The organism is Plantibacter sp. MPB07 (assembly GCF_046619465.1).
In the GTDB taxonomy this organism is placed as follows: domain Bacteria; phylum Actinomycetota; class Actinomycetes; order Actinomycetales; family Microbacteriaceae; genus Plantibacter; species Plantibacter auratus.
Window position 1 is genome coordinate 3,689,351 of record NZ_CP177043.1, and the last position, 17,777, is coordinate 3,707,127.

Consider the following 17,777-nt stretch of genomic DNA (forward strand, 5'->3'; position numbering starts at 1 on the left):
GTGGTGTTCTCCGGCACCAGCACCAGCACCGGCACCAGCACCCGTCCACCCCGTACCGGCTCGAAGGAGTCATCACCCGGGCGAGCGACAAGGCCGAGCGCACCGAGGCGCGTGACGAGGCGGAGGGGCGCCGCATCCGGCAGCGTGCGGCGCGAGACGTGGACTGACCTTGGTCCCCGAGCCTGTCGACGGGCTACTCCGCCTCGGTGCTCGTCTCGTCGTGCGGCGTCCCGACGGGCTTCGACTCCGAGGACCCGCGCTGTCGGAGGAAGATCGAGAACGCGACCATGCACCCGACGGCGAGGAACTCCGACTGCCAGTTCTGGAGCGTGCGGTTCCAGAAGTCCGCGGAGGTCACATACCCCAGCAGGTCGACGGGTGCCTGGCCGTGCTCGAGCTGTTCCGCGTTGTAGGTGACCCGCCCCGCGACCGCCTGCGCCGCCCAGGAGGCGAGGAACACCGCACCCATCACGAGCAGCAGCGAGTTCGAGTACAGCGTCCGCCGCCATCCGACCACGCGAGCCCACTTCGGCGCGTCGGCCGGCGCGTGCTCACCCAGGAGCTGTTCCTCGTCGTCACCGAGTCCCTCGTCGCCGGGCTTCTTCGACTCCGGCGAACCCCGCTGCACGAGCCACACGGTCGCGAGGATGAAGAGGAAGAACTGGAGGAACTCGGACTGCCAGTTCTCGGCGACGTCGACGACGAACTCCGAGGAGGTGACGAAGTCGAGGAAGCCGACCGGTGGCAGGCTGTGCGACCGCTGCTCGTCGTTGTACGCGGCGAGTCCGGCGAAGGACTGCCCGAGCAGCGCGAGCGCGAAGATGACGCCGAAGAAGACACTGAGGCCGTGGTTCCGGAGTGCGCGTCTCATGGTCACCGTCCCGACAACACGACGGCGAACATGGCGACGAGTCCGATGACGATCACGAGTGACCACGCGGTGAAGACGACTTTCATGACCCAGACGCTACGCCGATCCCGAGGTCGCCCGCCCCGCTTGCGGTTGCCCGGCGAACCGTGTGTTATTCGCCCTCGCCGGAAATGCAAGGGGAGGGTCGGAACCCGCCGACTCGCCTAACGTGGCCGTCATGCCCCAGACTCCCGAAGCGTCCGACCGCCTGGCCTCGCAGCTGCCCACCACCGTCCGATCGGCCGCCCGATGAGCCGCGGGGTCGCCGTCGTCACGGGTGGCACGGCAGGACTCGGCCGGGCGACGGTCCGTGAACTCGCAGCACGCGGCTGGGACGTCGCCGTCCTGGCCCGCGGCGAGGACGGGCTCGCTGCGACCGTCGCCGAGGTCGAGCAGGCCGGTCGTCGAGCCCTCGGGATCCCCACCGACGTCGCCGACCGCGAGGCCGTCGAGCAGGCGGCGGACCGCGTCGAGGCGGAGCTCGGTCCGATCGAGCTGTGGGTGAACGGGGCGATGGTCGGCGTGTTCGGCGACTTCCTCACCACCGAGCCGCAGGACTTCGAGCGCGCGGTCGCGGTCAACTTCTTCGGCTTCGTCAACGGCACCCGCGCCGCCCTCTCGCGAATGACGCCGCGCGACCGCGGGCACGTGATCCAGGTCGGTTCCGCCCTCGCCCACCGCGGCATCCCGTTGCAGGCGGCGTACTGCGGCTCCAAGTTCGGAGCCCGTGGGCTCACCGAGTCGGTGACGGCCGAACTGCTCCACGCGGGCAGCGCCGTGAAGCTCTCGACGGTCGACATGCCCGCCCTCAACACGATCCAGTTCAGCTGGGTGAAATCGCAGCTGCCCGACCACCCGCAGCCGGTGCCGCCCATCTACCAGCCTGAGGTCGGTGCCACCGCGATCGCCGACGTCGCCGACCGCCCACGTCGACGCACCTGGGTGGGGGAGTCGACCGTCGGCACGATCCTCGGTGACCGCTTCGCCGGGTCGTTCCTCGACTGGTTCCTCGCCCGGACGGGTTACTCCGGTCAGCTCGCGCCGGACAAGCACGACCCGCGGATGCCCGACAACGTGTACGAGCCGGCCCCCGGCGACCACGGTGCTCGCGGCGTCTTCAGCGACAAGGCGCACTCGTGGAGCCCGCAGACCTGGGCGATCCGCCACCGGCGGGCCGTGTACGCGACCGCCGCCGGCACCCTCGCAGCGGGTGTCGCCCTCGTGGCCGGCGCGGCGAAGCGGCGCTGAGCGCGATGGCGCGGCGCGAGCAGTTCGACGCAGTGGTCGTCGGCGCGGGCCCCAACGGGCTCGCAGCCGCGGTGACCCTCGCCCGGGCCGGCCTGCACGTGCAGGTGGTCGAGCGCGGTGACACGATCGGTGGTGGTGCCAGGACCGCCGAGCTGACGCTCCCCGGCTTCCATCACGACATCTGCTCCGCCGTGCACCCGATGGCGCTCGCCTCCGGGTTCTTCCGTTCCTTCCAGCTCGAACGCCGCATCGAGCTCGTCGTCCCGGAGATCTCCTACGCCCACCCGCTCGACGGCGGCCGTGCCGGCATCGCCTACCGCGACCTCGCCCGCACCGCGGACGCCCTCGGTCGCGACGGTGCAGCCTGGCGCTCGCTCATGGGTCCGCTCGCAGCCGACGCCGACCGCGTCTCCCAGTTCACGGGCGGCAAGCTGCTGCAGGTGCCACGTCACCCGGTCACCGTCGCCCGCTTCGGCCTCCGCGCGCTCGAGCAGGGTAGCCCCGCGTGGAACCTCCGGTTCCGTGAGGAGACCGCTCCGGCGATGCTCAGCGGTGTCGCCGCCCACTCCATCCGCCCGATGCCGAGCCTCGCGACTTCGGCCGCCGCCCTGTCGCTCGGCGCGTATGCGCACGCCCGCGGTTGGCCCATCCCCGTCGGTGGCAGCCAGGCGATCGTCGACGCGCTCGCCGCCGACCTCCTGGCCCACGGCGGTGAGATCGTGACGGGCACCGAGGTGCGGTCGATCGACGAGCTCCCGTCGGCACGAGCCGTCCTGTTCGACACGACACCGAAGGCGCTCGCCGAGATCGCCGGGAGTCGGCTTCCGGACGCGTACCTGCGTCGGCTCTCCCACTTCCGCTACGGGGACGGCGTCGCCAAGGTCGACTTCGCCCTGTCGGGCCCGGTGCCGTGGACGAACCCGGAGTTGGCGAAGGCGGGCACCCTGCACCTCGGTGGCACCCGTCCGGAGATCGCCGCTGCCGAGCGCGACGTCGCCCGCGGCCGCCACAGCGAATCGCCCTACGTCCTCGTCTCCCAGCCGGACGTCGGCGACCCGGGGCGCGCTCCGGGCGACGCCCAGGTCCTCTGGGCCTACACCCATGTGCCGAGCGGATCGGGCCTCGACCAGACCGAGGCGATCACCCGGCAGATCGAGCGGTTCGCGCCCGGGTTCCGGGACGTGGTGCTCACCTCCTCGTCGATGACCGCCCGCGACATGGCCCGGTACAACCCCAACTACGTGCTCGGGGACATCGCCGCCGGTGCCGCGAGCTTCGCGCAGCTCGTGGCGCGGCCCGTCCTCGCGAACGACCCGTGGCGGACGCCGACCCCCGGCATCTTCCTCTGCTCCTCCTCCACGCCGCCCGGGCCCGGTGTCCACGGCCTCGCTGGGTGGCATGCCGCACGCAGCGCGCTCCGCTCCGTCTTCGGCCGGACGCGTATGCCGTCGCTCGCCCCGGAGTGAGCCCGGAGCCTGTGCTCATGCATCGCTGACCATCCCCTCCAACCACCGCCCAGCGAAAGGACGACCACCGTGTCCCACACCTCCCGGATCCTCGACTGCCCGCCCGACCGCGTCTTCGCGGTCTTCGCCGACGGCTGGCTCTTCCCCGGCTGGGTGGTCGGCGCCTCCCGCATGCGCGAGGTGGGCGACCGCTGGCCGCACGTCGGCGGCAAGCTGCACCACTCCTTCGGGATCTGGCCGATGGTGCTCGACGACGAGACGACCGTGTTGCAGTGGGACCCGCCGCACCGGTTCGTGATCCAGCCGAAGGGCTGGCCGATCGGTGAGGCGCGCGTCGCCGTCGAGGTCGAACCGCACGAGCGTGGTTGCGTCGTCCACCTGCACGAGCAGGCCGTCACCGGTCCGGGCGCGCTGATCCCGGTCTGGCTCCTCGACATCGGTCTGCACATCCGCAACGTCGAGACGCTCCGCCGACTGGCCCACCTCGCGGAGGGTGGCGCGGGCGGGATCCACCTGGTCGAGGCGGCCGAACCGACGCCGGACGACCGCACGCCGGCGGAGTTCCCGAAGCGTTCCGTCTTCGCGAAGGCGGTCTCGGTGCTCGTCGTCGCCGCCCCACTGGTGCTGCTCGCGCGGGTGTTCCGCGGCCGGTAGCGCATCCGGCGCCTCGGAATCAAGGGTCGGAGGCCCTCCTCGCGTCCTCGCCTAGCGTGTCAGGATGAGCACCTCTGAGCATGCGACCAAGGAATCCCCGACCGGACTGAAGCGGGACATCTCCGGCAAGATGCTCTACCTCTTCATCCTCGGCGACGTGCTGGGGGCCGGCATCTACGCGCTCATCGGCCAGATCGCCGGGGAGGTCGGTGGCGTCACCTGGGTGCCGATGATCGTGGCGCTGCTCCTCGCCCTCCTCACCGCGGCGTCGTACGCCGAGCTCGTCACGAAGTACCCCAAGGCCGGCGGTTCGGCCGTCTTCGCGGAGCGCGCCTACCGCAAGCCGGTGATCTCCTTCCTGGTCGGCTACTGCATGCTCGCGGCGGGTGTCGTCAGCGCCTCCGGGCTCGCGCTCGCCTTCGCCGGCGATTACCTGGGCACCTTCATCGACGTGCCCCCGGTGCTCGGTGCCGTCGTCTTCCTCCTCGTCATCGCGCTGATCAACGCGCGCGGCATCAAGGAGTCGGTGCGGACGAACCTCGTCATGACGATGATCGAGACCACCGGCCTCGTGCTCGTCGTGGTGGCCGTCGGGATCATGCTGGGCGGCGGCAACGGCGACCTCGGGCGGGCGACGCAGTTCGTGGAGGGTGGCAGCCCCGTCATCGCCGTGTTCGGTGCCGCGCTCCTCGCCTACTACTCCTTCGTCGGTTTCGAGACGAGCGCGAACGTCATCGAGGAGGTTCGCGAGCCCTCCCGCGTGTACCCGAAGGCGCTCTTCGGCGCCCTCGCCACCGCCGGGGTCCTCTACGTGCTCGTCGGGACCGCGGCGTCGGTCGCCGTGCCCGCCGACGAGCTGGGGGAGTCGACCGGTCCGTTGCTGACCGTCATCCAGGCGACCGGCGTCCCGATCCCCGCATGGCTCTTCAGCGCGATCGCGCTCATCGCCGTCGCGAACGGTGCCCTGCTCACCATGATCATGTCGAGTCGCCTCGCCTACGGCATGGGCTCGCAGGGGCTCCTGCCGAGTGCGTTCACGAAGGTGCTGCCCAAGCGGGGCACGCCGTGGGTCGCGATCGTCGTCACCACCGGTGTCGCCATGGTCCTCACCGCGACCGGGAGCATCGCGACGCTCGCCGAGACCGTCGTGCTGCTCCTCCTCATCGTCTTCCTCAGCACGAACATCGCCGTGCTCGTCCTCCGTCGTGAGCGTGTCGAGCACACGCACTTCCGAGCGTGGACCGTGCTCCCCGTCCTCGCGGTGCTGTCGTGCCTCGTCCTCCTCACCCAGCAGAGCGGTGAGGTGTGGCTGCGTGGCGGGATCATCGTCGCCGTCGGTGTGGTCCTCTACATCCTCACCCGGGTCGTGCGCGGTCGGAAGGCGTCGGACGCCACCCGATGAGCGCCGGGGCTTGGGCGGCTCGGGAGGACGGCGGTACCATCCCTCCATGCAGCGATTGGGACGGGGCGTGTCGGTGACGGGGTGGGCGCATGGCCGCCGTGCGTGACACAGCCGATTCGCTGCCCGGGGACGGGCGAGACGAGACGCTGAACGAGCGTTCCGACCGCAACTGGTCGGAGCTGCTGCAGGAGTTCCGCGTGTTGCAGACGGGCACGCAGATCCTCGCGGGCTTCCTGCTGACGCTGCCGTTCCAGCCGCGGTTCACCGAGCTCAGTGGATTCGACCATGTGCTGTACCTCGTCCTCGTGGTCCTGGCCGTGACGGTCACGCTCCTCGCGCTCGCCCCGGTGATCATGCACCGGTTGGTGTTCCGGCAGCTGGCGAAGCCACAGCTGGTGCGGCTGTCCAGCAGCATCCTCATGGTGTGTCTCGGGGCGGCGTCGCTGCTGTTCGCGGGGATCGTCCTGTTCGTCTTCGACTTCGTCGTGTCGCCTGCGGTCGGCTTGTGGGCGGGTGGGGTCGTGGTCGTCGTCATCGGGCTGGTGTGGATCGTCGGCCCGCGCCTGATCCGGGGTGCGCGCGACCGCGTGTCCTGAGGTGATCGACGCGCCCGCGGTGAGCCCCGAGAATGGGACGATGCCCGAAACCTGCACCTTCTGCCGCATCCTGCGTGACGAGCCCGACGACGTCACCTGGGTGGAACGCGAGGACGAAGCGGTCGCCTTCCGGCCGTTGCCCGAGTCGGAGCTCGCGCCCGGCCACACCCTGGTGGTGCCGCGGGCGCACAGCGTCGGCCCGCTCGACGCCGATCCGCGAGCCCTGCAGGCGACGACCGCCCTCGCTCAGCGGGTGGGACGCGCGATGCAGGCGGCGCTCGGCGCGACCGGCGTCGTCGTGCTGAGTGCGTCCGGTGCCGATGCAGGGCAGAGCGTCCCCCACCTGCATCTCCACGTCGTGCCGTGCTGGGACGATGACGGGGTCACGTTCTGGCCCGAGGGTCGCTCGAAGCACCGGGTCGACGGCGACCCGCACGAGCTCCTCGCGGAGATGTTCGAGTAGCCGGAGATCGCTGCTCCTTGAGTTGACCTCAAGACCGATTGAGGTTCTACGGTTGAAGCATGACCATTCCCACCACGCCGTCCGCTGATCCCGATGCCCTCGCCCGCGCCGCGACCGTCGACGGGTTCAAGACGGCGTTCCGTGACCACCCGGCGGGCGTCGCGCTGATCAGTGCCTCGACCGATCGGGGAGACGTCGGGCTGACGGCGTCATCGGTCGCGTCGGTGGCCGTCGACCCGCCGATGCTGTCCTTCTCGGTCACGCGGGCCACGGGGTCCGCGGGCGGACTGCTCAGCGCGGGAACGGTCGTCGTCCATCTCCTGGCCGACCACCACCTGGAGGTCGCCAAGGCGTTCGCGAAGACGGGGGAGCCGCGCTTCACCCCGGAACAGCACTGGGAGCGACTCGCGACCGGCGAGCCCTATCTGCCGAGTGCCCGCGCGGCGCTGCGCTGCCGGATCGTGCAGACGGTCCCGGCCGGCAGCTCGATGCTCGTCATCGCCGAGGTTCTGGAGGTCATCCCGCCCGGCACGGACGCGCCGGCGCTCGTCTACCAGAACCGCAACTTCCACCGCCTGGAGTCCGACCCGCTCGGCTGATCAGGCGAGGAGCGCGATCGGGCCGATGTCGGCGATCGCCTCGATGACCCGCTCGGGGTGCTCGGCGATCCGGTTGAGGACGTAGAGCCACCACTCGGGTCCGTAGACGAGGTACTCGCGCGTCGCGAACCCGCGGCGGCGGAGGTCGTCGAGCAGCTCGGTGCCGAGTCCCTGGAGCATCTCGAACTCCACGTGCGGCTGACGGAGGTCGTCGCCGAGCGCGCCCTCGAGAGCGGCGACGAGGTTCGCGTCGTGGGTGGCGACGTTGACCCGGTGGCCCGACCCGACGAGTCGCGTGACCATGCTGATGTAGGCCGCGGTCATCGGTGCGGAGTCGCGGGGGTAGGCGACCTCGGTCGATTCGAGGAACGCTCCCTTCACGACGCGGATCGGCCCGGGCCGATCCAGCACGCGGTCGAGGTCCGCGGTGGTGCGGTGCAGTCTCGCCTGCAGGGTGATGCCGGTCTCCGGGAAGGCGTCGGCGATCTGCTCGAAGATCGAAAGCACCAGGTCCGTGCGGTCGGAACCCTCGGCGGAGATCATGAGCGAGGTGCCGGCGTCCCGTGCCGCCTGTGCGAGCGCCAGGCCGTTGCGCAGGCCGAGCTCGGGCGAGACGACGGAACCGATGTGGGAGAGGTCGAGCGAGATGGTCGCGGTCTGGTCGGATTCTCTGATCCGGCGGGCGAGGTCGATGAACTCCGCGGTCTGCTCGTCGGCGACACGTGCGTCGCGGACGGACTCGCCGACGAGCTCGATGCTCCAGCGGTGCCCACGACCGGCGTTCGCTTCGAGCAGTCGCAAGGCTGACGCCGCGTCCTCGCCGGCGATGTATCGCAGGGCGGCCCGCTTGGCGACGGCGGCGGCTTCAGGGTGAGCGAGGACTCGCGCTTTGAGGTCCTCGTCGAGGGCCCAGGCTCGCAGGGTGTCGGCGGCGCGCGACAGCGTCTCGTCGTTCATCAGCATGCTTCGACCCTATCCAGTCGTGGGTGGCGGTCCGGTCGGCACCGGGGTCTGGGCTGCACCGGGGTCTGGGCTGCACCGAGGTCTGGGCTGCACCGAGGTCTGGGCTGCGTCGCCCGTGCGCGCTACGCTCGCTCACGTGGCGAGCTTCGAGGAGAAACCGATCCTGGACCTCACGCTCGATGAGTGGGAGGCCTACCTCGCTGGCGCGCCGAGCGACGCGGGCGTGCGGTTGAAGCTGCGGAAGAAGACCTCGAAGGCGTCGGGGATCACCTGGTCGGAGGCACTGGACGTCGCCCTCTGCTACGGATGGATCGACGGACAGAGCAAACGGTTCGACGACGACTACACGCTGCAGGCGTTCACCCCGCGGCGGAAGAGCAGCCCGTGGTCGCAGATCAACCGGGAGCACGTCGCCCGCCTCATCGAGGAGGGGCGGATGCGTCCCGGTGGGCTCGCGGAGATCGAACGCGCCAAGGCCGACGGGCGGTGGGACGTGGCGTACCGGCAGAAGGACGCCGTCGCACCGGATGATCTGCAGGCGGCGCTCGAAGCGAACCCCGAGGCGGCGGCCTACTTCGCGACCCTCGGTCGCACCGACCGTTTCCGCGTCTTCTTCCGCCTGAGCAACATCAAGACGCCCGCGATCAGAGCAGCGCGCATCGCGGACGTGGTCGAGAAGGCCGCTCGGGGCGAGCAGCACTACCGCTGATGATGGGGGACCGGCGCGGATGAGGGTGTCACCGGAGACCGTGTGGCCGGTCGTCCACGAGGAGCGTCGGCGGCTCGTCGCGGACCTGTCGGTGCTGAGCGACGATCAGTGGGGGAGGCCGTCGCTCTGCACCGGATGGGATGTGCATGACGTCGTCGCCCATCTCGTCGATTCGGCGAAGACGACGCGGGTGGGATTCGCCCGACGACTCATCGCCGCGCGGTTCGATTTCGACCTCGACAACGCACGCGGGGTCGAGCGGGAGCGGAGGAACGATCCGCAGGAGACGCTCCGCGCCCTGGCGGACGCCACCGAGCTGACGCGCACCCCGCCGGCGAACCTCGCGACCAGGCTCGTCGAGGCCATCGTGCACGGTGAGGACGTCCGTCGGCCGCTCGGCATCCGCGCGGACTACCCGACAGCGGCGGTCCTGGAGGCGTTGGAGTACCAGCTCCGGACCGGCGTCTCGATGGGCGGCGGCAAGGAACGTGCCCAGGGGGTTTGGCTCGTCGCCGAGGACGCCGGGACGAGCTGGGGCGAAGGCGACGAGGTCCGGGGATCGGCGCTCGACCTCTTGCTCGCGGTGTCAGGGCGACCGACCGGGCTGGCGTTGCCCGGTAGGTGAGGATGAAGCTGGAAGTCTCCCGCGTGCACCTTCCCCGTTGACCGACGTGCCTGGGCTCGGCTGCCCTTCGACAGGCTCAGGGACCGGGTTCATCCGGGTGAACCTCTTCCGTTGACCGAGGTTGCGCGGCTCGGCTGCCCTTCGACAGGCTCAGGGACGGAAATGGTTCAGGCGCACCTCTCCCGCTCACTGAGCTTGTCGGAGTGCCCACGAGGACGGCTCATCGTTCCGGGCACACCTCTTCCGGTCACTGAGCCTGTCGAAGTGCCCACGAGGATGCCTCATCGTTCCGGGCACACCTCTCCCGCTCACTGAGCCTGTCGAAGTGCCCACGAGGAACCCTCCGACACCTCGACAGGCTCAGAACGGTGCAGGATCGGGTTCGGTGCGGTGGTGTTTGCCGTCGGGTGTCGTCCAGTCGAGGACCCCGCCGGGTCCGTGGTCGAGGTTCCATCCGGGGAGATGCTTCATCCGGTGATGATGTCGACAGAGACACGCGAGGTTACCGACATCCGTCGTCCCGCCGTCCTCCCACGCGACCGAATGATCGAGGTCGCAGGCCCTGGCGCGCCTGCCGCAGCCCGGTGCGCGACAGGTGCCGTCTCGGAGGCGCACCGCGCGCTGGAGGTCAGCCGGAACCCGGTACTGATTGCGGCCGACGGACAGGACCGTACCCGTTTCCGGTTGGACGAGGATCCGGGTGAAGCTGGGGGCGTTCACCGCGATGCGAGCCGCGGTCTCCGGGTCGATCGGACCGTAGCCGTCGAGCATGCCGGGTGCGTCGGAGACGCCGGCCACGGTGAGCGCGGGGACGGTGATCTGGACGGTTGGCTTGATGTGCTCCTGCACCTCGATCGGGTGCGGGAGCACCGGGCTCGTCATCACGTCGTCCGGGGTAACGCCGGTGAGCGCGAGGGCTGCCAGGGCGTCGGCCTGCAGTTGGGCGCACGTGCGCGTGTCGCCCGCAGCGCGCGACTCGGCCGCGGCGGCTTCGACCCGCTCGGCGATGCCCTGCGCGATCGGTGCCGTGGTGAACAGGTGCACCCACGCCATGCCGTCCGCTGCCGGTTCGAACTCGACCCGACGGTCCGCTTCGGAGCGGACCGCTCGGGCGGTGATCGACTCGGGGTGGAGACGCTCCCGCAGCACGCGGGCGCTCGTGCGGAGCCCAGCGGCCGTGGTGCGCTCGGCGACGACGAGGACCTTGTCGAGGAACGCCGCCCGCCCGGCAGCCGGGACGTCGCAGAGCTGGTCGGTGATCACCTGCGCATGCCGCGCCGAGATCCGGCCGGCCTCCAGCGACGCCAGCACAGCCGGTGCGTCATTCACCAGACGTTCGGCGTCGTTCGTCGCAAGCTGGACCGTCCGCTCCGGCATCCGGGTCGCCATCGCGAGGGCCGCACACGTTGACCGACGGGACAACTCCCGACGCTCAGCCGGCGGAAAGATCGCCGGGACCGTGGCGTCCGCGAAGGCGTCGGCATAGGCGGCAGAGCGGGCCAGGAGGCGCGCCTTCCGTGCGTCCAGGACGGCCTGTTGCCGGTGGAGCTCGGCCCACTGGTCCGAGAACTCCTCGAGCCGCGCGGCGTACTCGTCGCCGACGCGGGTCGCGGTGCGGGTGGTCTCGGTCATGGAACCAGTCCACCATGGGCCACTGACATTCCAGATGCCGAGTCGAGTTGGTTGTGGAACATCCTCGTGTGCCCTTCGACAAGCTCAGGGACCGTGAGAAGATCACCGGAGCAGGAGGCCCCCTCGTGTGCCCTTCGATAGGCTCAGGGACCGGAAGGGGTCCGCCGGATTGGCGAGGTTTCCTCGTGGGCCCTTCGACAGGCTCAGGGACCGGGAGAAGATCACCGGAGCAGGAGGTCCCTCGTGGGCCCTTGGACAGACTCAGGGGCCGGAAGGGGGCCGCCGGATTAGCGAGGTTTCCTCGTGTGCCCTTCGACAGGGTCAGGGACCGGGGGAAGGGCGCCGGACTCGTGGGGTTCCCCGTGTGCCCCTCGGCAGGCTCAGGGACCGGGAGAAGATCAGCGGAGCAGGAGGTCCCTCGTGGGCCCTTCGACAGGCTCAGGGACCGGGAGAAGATCACCGGAGCAGAAGGTCCATCGTGCTCCCTTCGACAGGCTCAGGGACCGGAAGGGGGCCGCCGGATTGGCGAGGTTTCCTCGTGGGCCCTTCGACAGGCTCAGGGGCCGGAGGAGGCGCGCCGGATTCGTGAGGGTGTCCGTGAGCCCTTCGACGGGCTCCGGGACCGGGGGAAGGGTGCCCGATTGGCGGGTCCGTGTGCCCTTCTGCAGGCTCAGCGACCGGACGAGGGCACTCGACAAGCGACCGAGCGGGGTCAGACGGCCCGGGCGAGCAGGTCCGCGATGCGCTTCGCGACGGCGTCGTTCCACGCGGTGACACCGAACGCGGTCGGCCACAGGTCACCGTCGTCGAGCTTCGCGGAGTCGTTGAACCCGATGGTCGCGTAGCGTGCCTTGAACTTCGCCGCCGCTTGGAAGAACACGACCGCCTTGCCGTCGGCACCGACGTAGGCGGGCATGCCGTACCAGGTCTTGGCCGCGAGGCCGGAGTCGCCGCCCATGATCAGCTCATGCAGCGGCTCGGCGATCGCGCGGTCGGCGTCCTCCATGTCGGCGATCGCGTCGACGACGGCCTGCAGGGCCTCCTCGCGACTCGCTGCCGCCTTCAGCTCCTTGGCGCGCTCCTTCATCGCCGCGCGTTCCTCGGCGCTGAATCCGCTCTTCGTGCTCGACTGCTTCTCGGCCATGTCGGCGTCCTTCCGTTCGGGGCAGTGCTCCGCCTCTCACGGTAGCCCTCAGCGCAGTGAGTCGCCCAAAAGCGCTCGAAATCAGCCCGAAAACCGACCGATTCGGGCGACTCAGCCGTCCAGCGCGCCCGGCCCGAGCACCGACTCGACGATGACCCGGATCGCGTACTCGCTCGTCTCGGCGAGGTCGACGTCCGCAGGGTCGATGAGCCACTGCACCTGCAGGCCGTCCATGACCGCCAGGATGGACGCCGCCGCACGGTGGATCGTCTCGGGCGCATCCACGCCCCGCTCGGCGCACACCACCTCGAACGCCTCCGCGATCTCGCGTCGGAGGGTCCGGTAGCGGTCGTCGAAGTAGTGCCTGGCCGGGTGGTCCTCGGTCACCGACTCCGCCGACAGGACGACGAACGCCTGCACGATCCCGGCGCGCTGCGCGTTCGCGGCTGCGGTGCGGATCAGGTGCTTGAACAGGTCGATACCGCCGGGGATGTGCTGGTCGTCGAGGTCCTGGACGTCCGTCGCGTCGCGGTAGCTGAGCACCTCGAGGAGGAGCTGGTCCTTCGATCCGAAGTGGTGCAGGATGCCCGCCGGCGTCATGTCGACGAGCTCGGCGATGTCGATGAGGGTGCCGTTCGCGTACCCCTTGGCGCCGAAGACGTCGAGCGCGGAGCGGACGACCTCGGCTCGTCTCGCCACAGTCGCCGGGCGTGGCTGGGCTGGTCGTTTCGCCGTGTTCTGTCGTTTCACCGTGCTCATGGTGTCCGTTCCGCGGGGGCCTCGATGCGCCCGACACTACCGCGCTTGCCAACTTACTGAATGGTCAGTAAGTTATCACCGAATCCCGACTTGCGCCGCACTGCCGCAGCGCACACCCAAGAGGAGAAAGCGATGAAGCTGAGAACCCCACTGCTGGCCGCGTTCGCGGCCACAGCCCTGCTGCTCACCGGATGCACCGGTGGCGGCGGGTCGAGCGACGGCCCGGAGAGCGGTGCCGCGCTGACGATCGCGAAGCCCGACGGCTCGATCGCCACCGAGTCCAACAACCCCTACGTCGGCGACTCGTCCGCCATGAAGCTCGGCTACATCAACGCGATCCTGGAGCCGCTCGCGATCGTCAACCTCGTCGACCCGAGCGCGGAGGTGAAGCCCTGGCTCGCGTCCGAGATCGCCTGGTCCGACGACTACACCTCCGTCGCCCTGACCGCCCGCGACGGTGTCACCTGGAACGACGGGGAGGCGTTCAGCGCCGACGACATCGCGTTCACCTTCCAGCAGTTCATCGACCACCCCGAACTCGACAACTCGGCCCTCGGCCTCACCACGGTGGCGACCGAAGGCGACACCGTCACCCTGTCGTTCACGAACCCGATGTTCGTGAAGCAGGACAAAGTGCTCCTCAAGCAGATCGTCCCGAAGCACGTGTGGGAGTCCGTCGACGACCCCGCCACCTTCGAGAACCCGGAGCCCGTCGGCACCGGTCCGTACACGCTGACGAGCTTCAGTACCGAGAGCGTCGAGCTCTCCGCCCGCGACGACTACTGGGGTGAGCAGCCTGCCGTGCCGACGCTCTACTACGTGTCGTACAACGACAACACGGCCCTCACCACCGCCCTCGCCAACGGCGACGCCGACTGGGCGCAGGCCTTCATCCCGAACGTGCAGTCCGCGTACCTCGACAAGGACAAGGAGCACAACGTCTACTGGGCGGCCGCCGGTCTCGCCGTCGACGCGATGTTCGTGAACACGCAGACGAAGCCGTTCAACGACCCCGCGTTCCGCCAGGCGGTGAACCTCGTCATCGACCGCGAGCAGCACCAGCAGATCGCCCGTGAGGGCGGCGTCCCCGAGCTCAGCTCGGTGACCGGCCTCCCGACCCCGGCGGGCGACGCGTTCATCGCCTCCGAGTTCGAGGGCGAGGACTACACCGTCGACGCGAAGGCCGCGAAGCAGGTCCTGACCGACGCCGGCTACACCTGGGAGGACGACGTCCTCACCGACCCGTCCGGCGAGGCCGTGACCTTCACGCTGTCGGTGCCGCAGGGCTGGAACGACTACGTGACCGGCATCAGCCTCATCGCCGACTCGGTCAAGACGCTGGGCGTCACCGCCACGGTCGACACCCCCGACCAGGACACCTGGTGGGCGGCGAAGTCGGACGGCGACTTCCAGGCCATCCTGCACTGGACGGACACCGGCGCGACGCCGTACGACCTGTACTCCGACATCATGGACGGCCGCTGGCTCGTCGCCGAGGGTGAGGCGGCCGACTTCAACTTCGGGCGGTACGACAGCCCGGAGGCCACCGCGGCGCTCGCCGCCTACGCCAACGCGACCGACGACGCGACGCGCGCAGCCGCCCTCGAGACGGTGCAGAAGCTGTTCGTCTCCGACGTCCCGGCCATGCCGATCGGCACGCGCCCGTTCATCGGTTCGTACAACACGCGGAACTACACCGGATGGCCGAGCGAGGACGACCCCTACGCGCCCGCCGACCCGACGCAGCCGACCGCGGTCTACATCCTCACTCAGCTCAAGGCCGCGAAGTAGGCACGGGCTCCACGCCGACGGGCGGGGCGCTCATCCGCCCCGCCCGTCACCTCCCGCATGCGCAACGGCATGCACCGCGATCAGCACAGAACGGACTCATGCAGTGACCAACGACGACCTGCTGACGGTCCGGCGCCGCTCTTCATCAGCACAGAACGGACTCATGCAGTGACCAACGACGACCTGCTGACGGTGTCCTCCTTCAGCGTCACCTACGACGTGGAACCACCCGTCGAAGCCGTGCGCGACGTCTCGCTCACCCTCCGCCGCGGCGAGATCCTCGGCCTGGCCGGCGAGTCCGGCTGTGGGAAGACCACCCTCGCCTACGGCCTGCAACGGCTCCTCAAACCACCGGCGGTCATCACGGGCGGGACCGCCGTCTTCCACGACGAGTCCGGCGAGGACATCGACCTCGGCCGGCTCGGCGAGGAGGAGATGCGCGCGTTCCGCTGGGACAAGGCCTCCATGGTGTTCCAGGGAGCGATGAACGCCCTCAACCCGGTCACCTCGATCGGGCGGCAGCTCGACGACGTCTTCACCACGCACCGCCGAGGCCTGTCACGCGCCGAACGCCGTGAGGAGGCGGGCAAGCTGCTCGACATCGTCGGGGTCGGCCGCGACCGCCTGAAGTCCTACCCCCACGAGCTCTCCGGCGGCATGCGTCAGCGGGTCATGATCGCGATGGCGCTCGCCCTGAAGCCGCAGTTGATGATCATGGACGAGCCGACCACCGCGCTCGACGTGCTCGTGCAGCGCGAGATCCTCCAACAGATCTCCGAGCTCCGCACCGAGTTCGGCTTCTCGGTCATCTTCATCACCCACGACCTCCCGCTGCTCCTCGAGATCTCCGACCGCATCGCCGTCATGCGTGCCGGCCGGCTCGTCGAGATCGACACGGCGGAACGCATCTACCGACAGGCGAAGGACCCGTACACGCGGAAGCTGCTCGCGTCCTTCCCGAGCCTCACCGGCGAGCGCGGCGACTTCGTCCGTGGGACCGGTGGCGCCACGTCGGCCACCCAGGCAGGAGTGACCGCATGACCACCCTCGAGTTCTCGCACGTCTCGAAGCGCTACCGGGTCCGTGGCTCCGGTCACATGCTCGCGCTCGACGACGTCAGTTTCACCCTGCGGTCCGGCCAGACGCTCGCCCTCGTCGGTCAGTCCGGCAGTGGCAAGTCGACCATCGCGAAGATCCTCACCCAGTTGGAACGGGCGACGAGCGGCGACATCCTGCTCGACGGCAAGGCGATCCCGCGTCGTGGTCGTGCACTCCGCCGCTACCGCCAGCAGGTCCGGATGGTCTTCCAGGACCCGTTCGCCTCGCTGAACCCGTCGCACACGATCCGCCACCACCTGGAGCGACCGCTGCGCCTCGACCACGTCGTCCCCGAGGCCGAGGTCGAGGACGAGGTGCACCGCCTCCTCGAGCGCGTGCAGCTCGACCCGGCCGGCACGATCGACCGCCGGCCCCACGAACTGTCCGGCGGTCAGCGCCAGCGGGTCGCCATCGCCCGCGCACTCGCGTCGCGTCCGTCCCTCCTCATCGCCGACGAGCCGGTCTCAATGCTCGACGTCTCCATCCGGCTGGGCGTCCTCAACCTCCTGGCCGAGCTGCAGCGCGAGTCGCAACTCGGCGTGCTCTACATCACGCACGACCTCGCGACCGCGCGGCACTTCAGCGACGAGATCATGGTCCTGCACCACGGCGAGGTGGTCGAGCGAGGCCCGGCCGACGACGTGATCCTCCGCCCGCAGCACCCCTACACGCTCGCCCTCCGCAACGCGTCGCCCGACCCCGACCGCCACTTCGCGGGAACGGAGACCATCGCATGACCTTCTTCCTCCGTCGCGCCGCCTTCTACGCGTTCACCGCGTGGGCCGCGATCACGATCAACTTCTTCCTGCCACGGATGCTCAAGGGCGACCCCGTCTCGGCGTACATCGCCAAGAACCAGGGCCGCATCAGCCCGGAGGCAGCGGACTCACTGCGCACCCTGTTCGGACTCGATGCCGACAAGTCGATGCTCGAGCAGTACCTCGACTACTGGCGGCTCCTCTTCTCGGGCGACCTCGGACGGTCCTTCTCGAAGGGCCTCGCGCCCGTCACCGACGTGATCGCCGCCGCCCTCCCGTGGACCGTTGGTCTCGTCGGGATCGCGACGATCCTGTCGTTCGTCCTCGGGACGTCCATCGGCGCCCTCATCGGATGGCGACGCGGCAGCAAGGCGGACTTCATCGTCCCGCTGTCCACCTTCTTCTCGACGGTGCCGTACTTCTGGATGGGCCTCATCGCGATCGCGGTGTTCTCCACCCTGCTCGGCTGGTTCCCCGCCTCCCACGCCTACGGCAAGGGGTCGAGGCCCGAGTTCTCGCTCGACTTCTTCGGGCAGGTGATCGCGCACGGCTTCCTCCCGGCGGCGACGATCGTGCTCGCCTCGCTCGGCGGCTGGATCCTCGGCATGCGCAACATGATGGTCACCGTCCTCGACGAGGACTACGTGACCGTCGCCCAGGCGAAGGGGCTGCCGACCCGGCGGGTGCTCGTGGACTACGCCGCACGCAACGCGATGCTGCCGCAGCTGTCGAGCTTCGCCCTGTCGCTCGGCTTCATCGTCGGCGGCACGATCGTCATGGAGATGGTCTTCTCCTACCCGGGCGTCGGCAAGCTGCTGCTCGACGCCACGACGGCGAAGGACTACCCGCTCATGCAGGGACTCTTCCTCGTCATCACGCTCACCGTCCTCGTCGCGAACATCCTGGCCGACGTCGCCTACGCGGTGCTCGACCCCCGCACCCGCCAGATGGAGTCCTGAC

The 17,777-nt window shown here is 69.7% G+C and carries 18 protein-coding genes; 13 read left to right on the forward strand and 5 right to left on the reverse strand.

Annotated features, from left to right (window positions below; genetic code table 11):
* Nucleotides 1-193 precede the first annotated feature (193 nt).
* Entirely contained in the window at nucleotides 194-871 is a 678-nt protein-coding gene (locus tag ACLIME_RS17220; protein ID WP_411557708.1) for a DUF6766 family protein, read from the reverse strand.
* A gap of 288 nt (nucleotides 872-1,159) precedes the next feature.
* Here ACLIME_RS17220 and ACLIME_RS17225 point away from each other — a divergent pair, with 288 nt between their 5' ends.
* From ACLIME_RS17225 to ACLIME_RS17255, 7 genes are all read left to right on the forward strand, one after another.
* Entirely contained in the window at nucleotides 1,160-2,158 is a 999-nt protein-coding gene (locus ACLIME_RS17225) for an SDR family oxidoreductase (RefSeq protein WP_411557709.1), read from the forward strand.
* A 5-nt stretch (nucleotides 2,159-2,163) separates the two neighbouring features.
* A complete protein-coding gene (locus ACLIME_RS17230; RefSeq protein ID WP_411557710.1) occupies nucleotides 2,164-3,624 on the forward strand; it encodes a phytoene desaturase family protein in 1,461 nt (486 codons plus the stop codon).
* 69 nt (nucleotides 3,625-3,693) lie between these two features.
* Nucleotides 3,694-4,278 (forward strand): SRPBCC family protein, encoded by a 585-nt coding sequence (locus ACLIME_RS17235; protein ID WP_411557711.1) that lies wholly within the window; start codon nucleotides 3,694-3,696, stop codon nucleotides 4,276-4,278.
* 64 nt (nucleotides 4,279-4,342) lie between these two features.
* Nucleotides 4,343-5,680: an APC family permease gene (locus ACLIME_RS17240; RefSeq protein WP_411557712.1), complete on the forward strand. Its 1,338-nt coding sequence runs from the start codon at nucleotides 4,343-4,345 to the stop codon at nucleotides 5,678-5,680.
* Nucleotides 5,681-5,769: 89 nt separating this feature from the next.
* Nucleotides 5,770-6,276, forward strand: a complete 507-nt coding sequence (locus ACLIME_RS17245) for a DUF6328 family protein (RefSeq protein WP_079704846.1) — start codon at nucleotides 5,770-5,772, stop codon at nucleotides 6,274-6,276.
* Between the two features lie 40 nt (nucleotides 6,277-6,316).
* Nucleotides 6,317-6,739: an HIT family protein gene (locus tag ACLIME_RS17250; RefSeq protein WP_411557713.1), complete on the forward strand. Its 423-nt coding sequence runs from the start codon at nucleotides 6,317-6,319 to the stop codon at nucleotides 6,737-6,739.
* A 59-nt stretch (nucleotides 6,740-6,798) separates the two neighbouring features.
* Complete coding sequence (locus tag ACLIME_RS17255) at nucleotides 6,799-7,338, forward strand: flavin reductase family protein (RefSeq protein ID WP_082916284.1); 540 nt, start codon at nucleotides 6,799-6,801, stop codon at nucleotides 7,336-7,338.
* On the opposite strand, the gene ACLIME_RS17260 is transcribed toward ACLIME_RS17255, so the two are convergent.
* A complete protein-coding gene (locus tag ACLIME_RS17260) occupies nucleotides 7,339-8,301 on the reverse strand; it encodes a proline dehydrogenase family protein (RefSeq protein ID WP_411557714.1) in 963 nt (320 codons plus the stop codon).
* A gap of 136 nt (nucleotides 8,302-8,437) precedes the next feature.
* Between ACLIME_RS17260 and ACLIME_RS17265 the strand changes: the two genes are divergently transcribed.
* Together ACLIME_RS17265 and ACLIME_RS17270 are read left to right on the forward strand one after the other, a co-directional pair.
* Nucleotides 8,438-9,010, forward strand: a complete 573-nt coding sequence (locus tag ACLIME_RS17265; RefSeq protein ID WP_124768489.1) for a YdeI/OmpD-associated family protein — start codon at nucleotides 8,438-8,440, stop codon at nucleotides 9,008-9,010.
* A 19-nt stretch (nucleotides 9,011-9,029) separates the two neighbouring features.
* Nucleotides 9,030-9,635: a maleylpyruvate isomerase family mycothiol-dependent enzyme gene (locus ACLIME_RS17270; protein ID WP_411557715.1), complete on the forward strand. Its 606-nt coding sequence runs from the start codon at nucleotides 9,030-9,032 to the stop codon at nucleotides 9,633-9,635.
* 360 nt (nucleotides 9,636-9,995) lie between these two features.
* On the opposite strand, the gene ACLIME_RS17275 is transcribed toward ACLIME_RS17270, so the two are convergent.
* From ACLIME_RS17275 to ACLIME_RS17285, 3 genes are all read right to left on the reverse strand, one after another.
* A complete protein-coding gene (locus ACLIME_RS17275) occupies nucleotides 9,996-11,267 on the reverse strand; it encodes a DUF222 domain-containing protein (protein WP_411557716.1) in 1,272 nt (423 codons plus the stop codon).
* A gap of 712 nt (nucleotides 11,268-11,979) precedes the next feature.
* Nucleotides 11,980-12,411, reverse strand: a complete 432-nt coding sequence (locus ACLIME_RS17280; RefSeq protein ID WP_079704851.1) for a hypothetical protein — start codon at nucleotides 12,409-12,411, stop codon at nucleotides 11,980-11,982.
* A gap of 111 nt (nucleotides 12,412-12,522) precedes the next feature.
* A complete protein-coding gene (locus ACLIME_RS17285; protein ID WP_079704852.1) occupies nucleotides 12,523-13,170 on the reverse strand; it encodes a TetR/AcrR family transcriptional regulator in 648 nt (215 codons plus the stop codon).
* 132 nt (nucleotides 13,171-13,302) lie between these two features.
* On the opposite strand from ACLIME_RS17285, the gene ACLIME_RS17290 reads away from it, so the two are divergent.
* The 4 genes from ACLIME_RS17290 to ACLIME_RS17305 all read left to right on the forward strand — a co-directional run bounded on the left by ACLIME_RS17290 (nucleotide 13,303) and on the right by ACLIME_RS17305 (nucleotide 17,776).
* Nucleotides 13,303-14,961: an ABC transporter substrate-binding protein gene (locus tag ACLIME_RS17290; protein ID WP_124768494.1), complete on the forward strand. Its 1,659-nt coding sequence runs from the start codon at nucleotides 13,303-13,305 to the stop codon at nucleotides 14,959-14,961.
* Nucleotides 14,962-15,129: 168 nt separating this feature from the next.
* Complete coding sequence (locus ACLIME_RS17295; RefSeq protein WP_411557717.1) at nucleotides 15,130-16,002, forward strand: ABC transporter ATP-binding protein; 873 nt, start codon at nucleotides 15,130-15,132, stop codon at nucleotides 16,000-16,002.
* Nucleotides 15,999-16,796: an ABC transporter ATP-binding protein gene (locus tag ACLIME_RS17300; protein ID WP_056009243.1), complete on the forward strand. Its 798-nt coding sequence runs from the start codon at nucleotides 15,999-16,001 to the stop codon at nucleotides 16,794-16,796. Before ACLIME_RS17295 ends, ACLIME_RS17300 begins: the two co-directional genes overlap by 4 nt.
* Nucleotides 16,793-17,776 (forward strand): ABC transporter permease, encoded by a 984-nt coding sequence (locus ACLIME_RS17305; RefSeq protein WP_079704856.1) that lies wholly within the window; start codon nucleotides 16,793-16,795, stop codon nucleotides 17,774-17,776. The genes ACLIME_RS17300 and ACLIME_RS17305 overlap by 4 nt, the downstream gene beginning before the upstream one ends.
* Nucleotide 17,777 lies beyond the last annotated feature (1 nt).

Excerpts from the sequence above, each read along its gene's own strand:
- ACLIME_RS17220 (WP_411557708.1), bottom strand. The coding sequence starts at position 871 with ATGAGACGCGCACTCCGGAACCACGGCCTCAGTGTCTTCTTCGGCGTC.
- ACLIME_RS17225 (WP_411557709.1), top strand. The coding sequence starts at position 1,160 with ATGAGCCGCGGGGTCGCCGTCGTCACGGGTGGCACGGCAGGACTCGGC.
- ACLIME_RS17230 (WP_411557710.1), top strand. The coding sequence starts at position 2,164 with ATGGCGCGGCGCGAGCAGTTCGACGCAGTGGTCGTCGGCGCGGGCCCC.
- ACLIME_RS17240 (WP_411557712.1), top strand. The coding sequence starts at position 4,343 with ATGAGCACCTCTGAGCATGCGACCAAGGAATCCCCGACCGGACTGAAG.
- ACLIME_RS17245 (WP_079704846.1), top strand. The coding sequence starts at position 5,770 with ATGGCCGCCGTGCGTGACACAGCCGATTCGCTGCCCGGGGACGGGCGA.
- ACLIME_RS17250 (WP_411557713.1), top strand. The coding sequence starts at position 6,317 with ATGCCCGAAACCTGCACCTTCTGCCGCATCCTGCGTGACGAGCCCGAC.
- ACLIME_RS17255 (WP_082916284.1), top strand. The coding sequence starts at position 6,799 with ATGACCATTCCCACCACGCCGTCCGCTGATCCCGATGCCCTCGCCCGC.
- ACLIME_RS17260 (WP_411557714.1), bottom strand. The coding sequence starts at position 8,301 with ATGCTGATGAACGACGAGACGCTGTCGCGCGCCGCCGACACCCTGCGA.
- ACLIME_RS17270 (WP_411557715.1), top strand. The coding sequence starts at position 9,030 with ATGAGGGTGTCACCGGAGACCGTGTGGCCGGTCGTCCACGAGGAGCGT.
- ACLIME_RS17275 (WP_411557716.1), bottom strand. The coding sequence starts at position 11,267 with ATGACCGAGACCACCCGCACCGCGACCCGCGTCGGCGACGAGTACGCC.
- ACLIME_RS17280 (WP_079704851.1), bottom strand. The coding sequence starts at position 12,411 with ATGGCCGAGAAGCAGTCGAGCACGAAGAGCGGATTCAGCGCCGAGGAA.
- ACLIME_RS17285 (WP_079704852.1), bottom strand. The coding sequence starts at position 13,170 with ATGAGCACGGTGAAACGACAGAACACGGCGAAACGACCAGCCCAGCCA.
- ACLIME_RS17290 (WP_124768494.1), top strand. The coding sequence starts at position 13,303 with ATGAAGCTGAGAACCCCACTGCTGGCCGCGTTCGCGGCCACAGCCCTG.
- ACLIME_RS17300 (WP_056009243.1), top strand. The coding sequence starts at position 15,999 with ATGACCACCCTCGAGTTCTCGCACGTCTCGAAGCGCTACCGGGTCCGT.
- ACLIME_RS17305 (WP_079704856.1), top strand. The coding sequence starts at position 16,793 with ATGACCTTCTTCCTCCGTCGCGCCGCCTTCTACGCGTTCACCGCGTGG.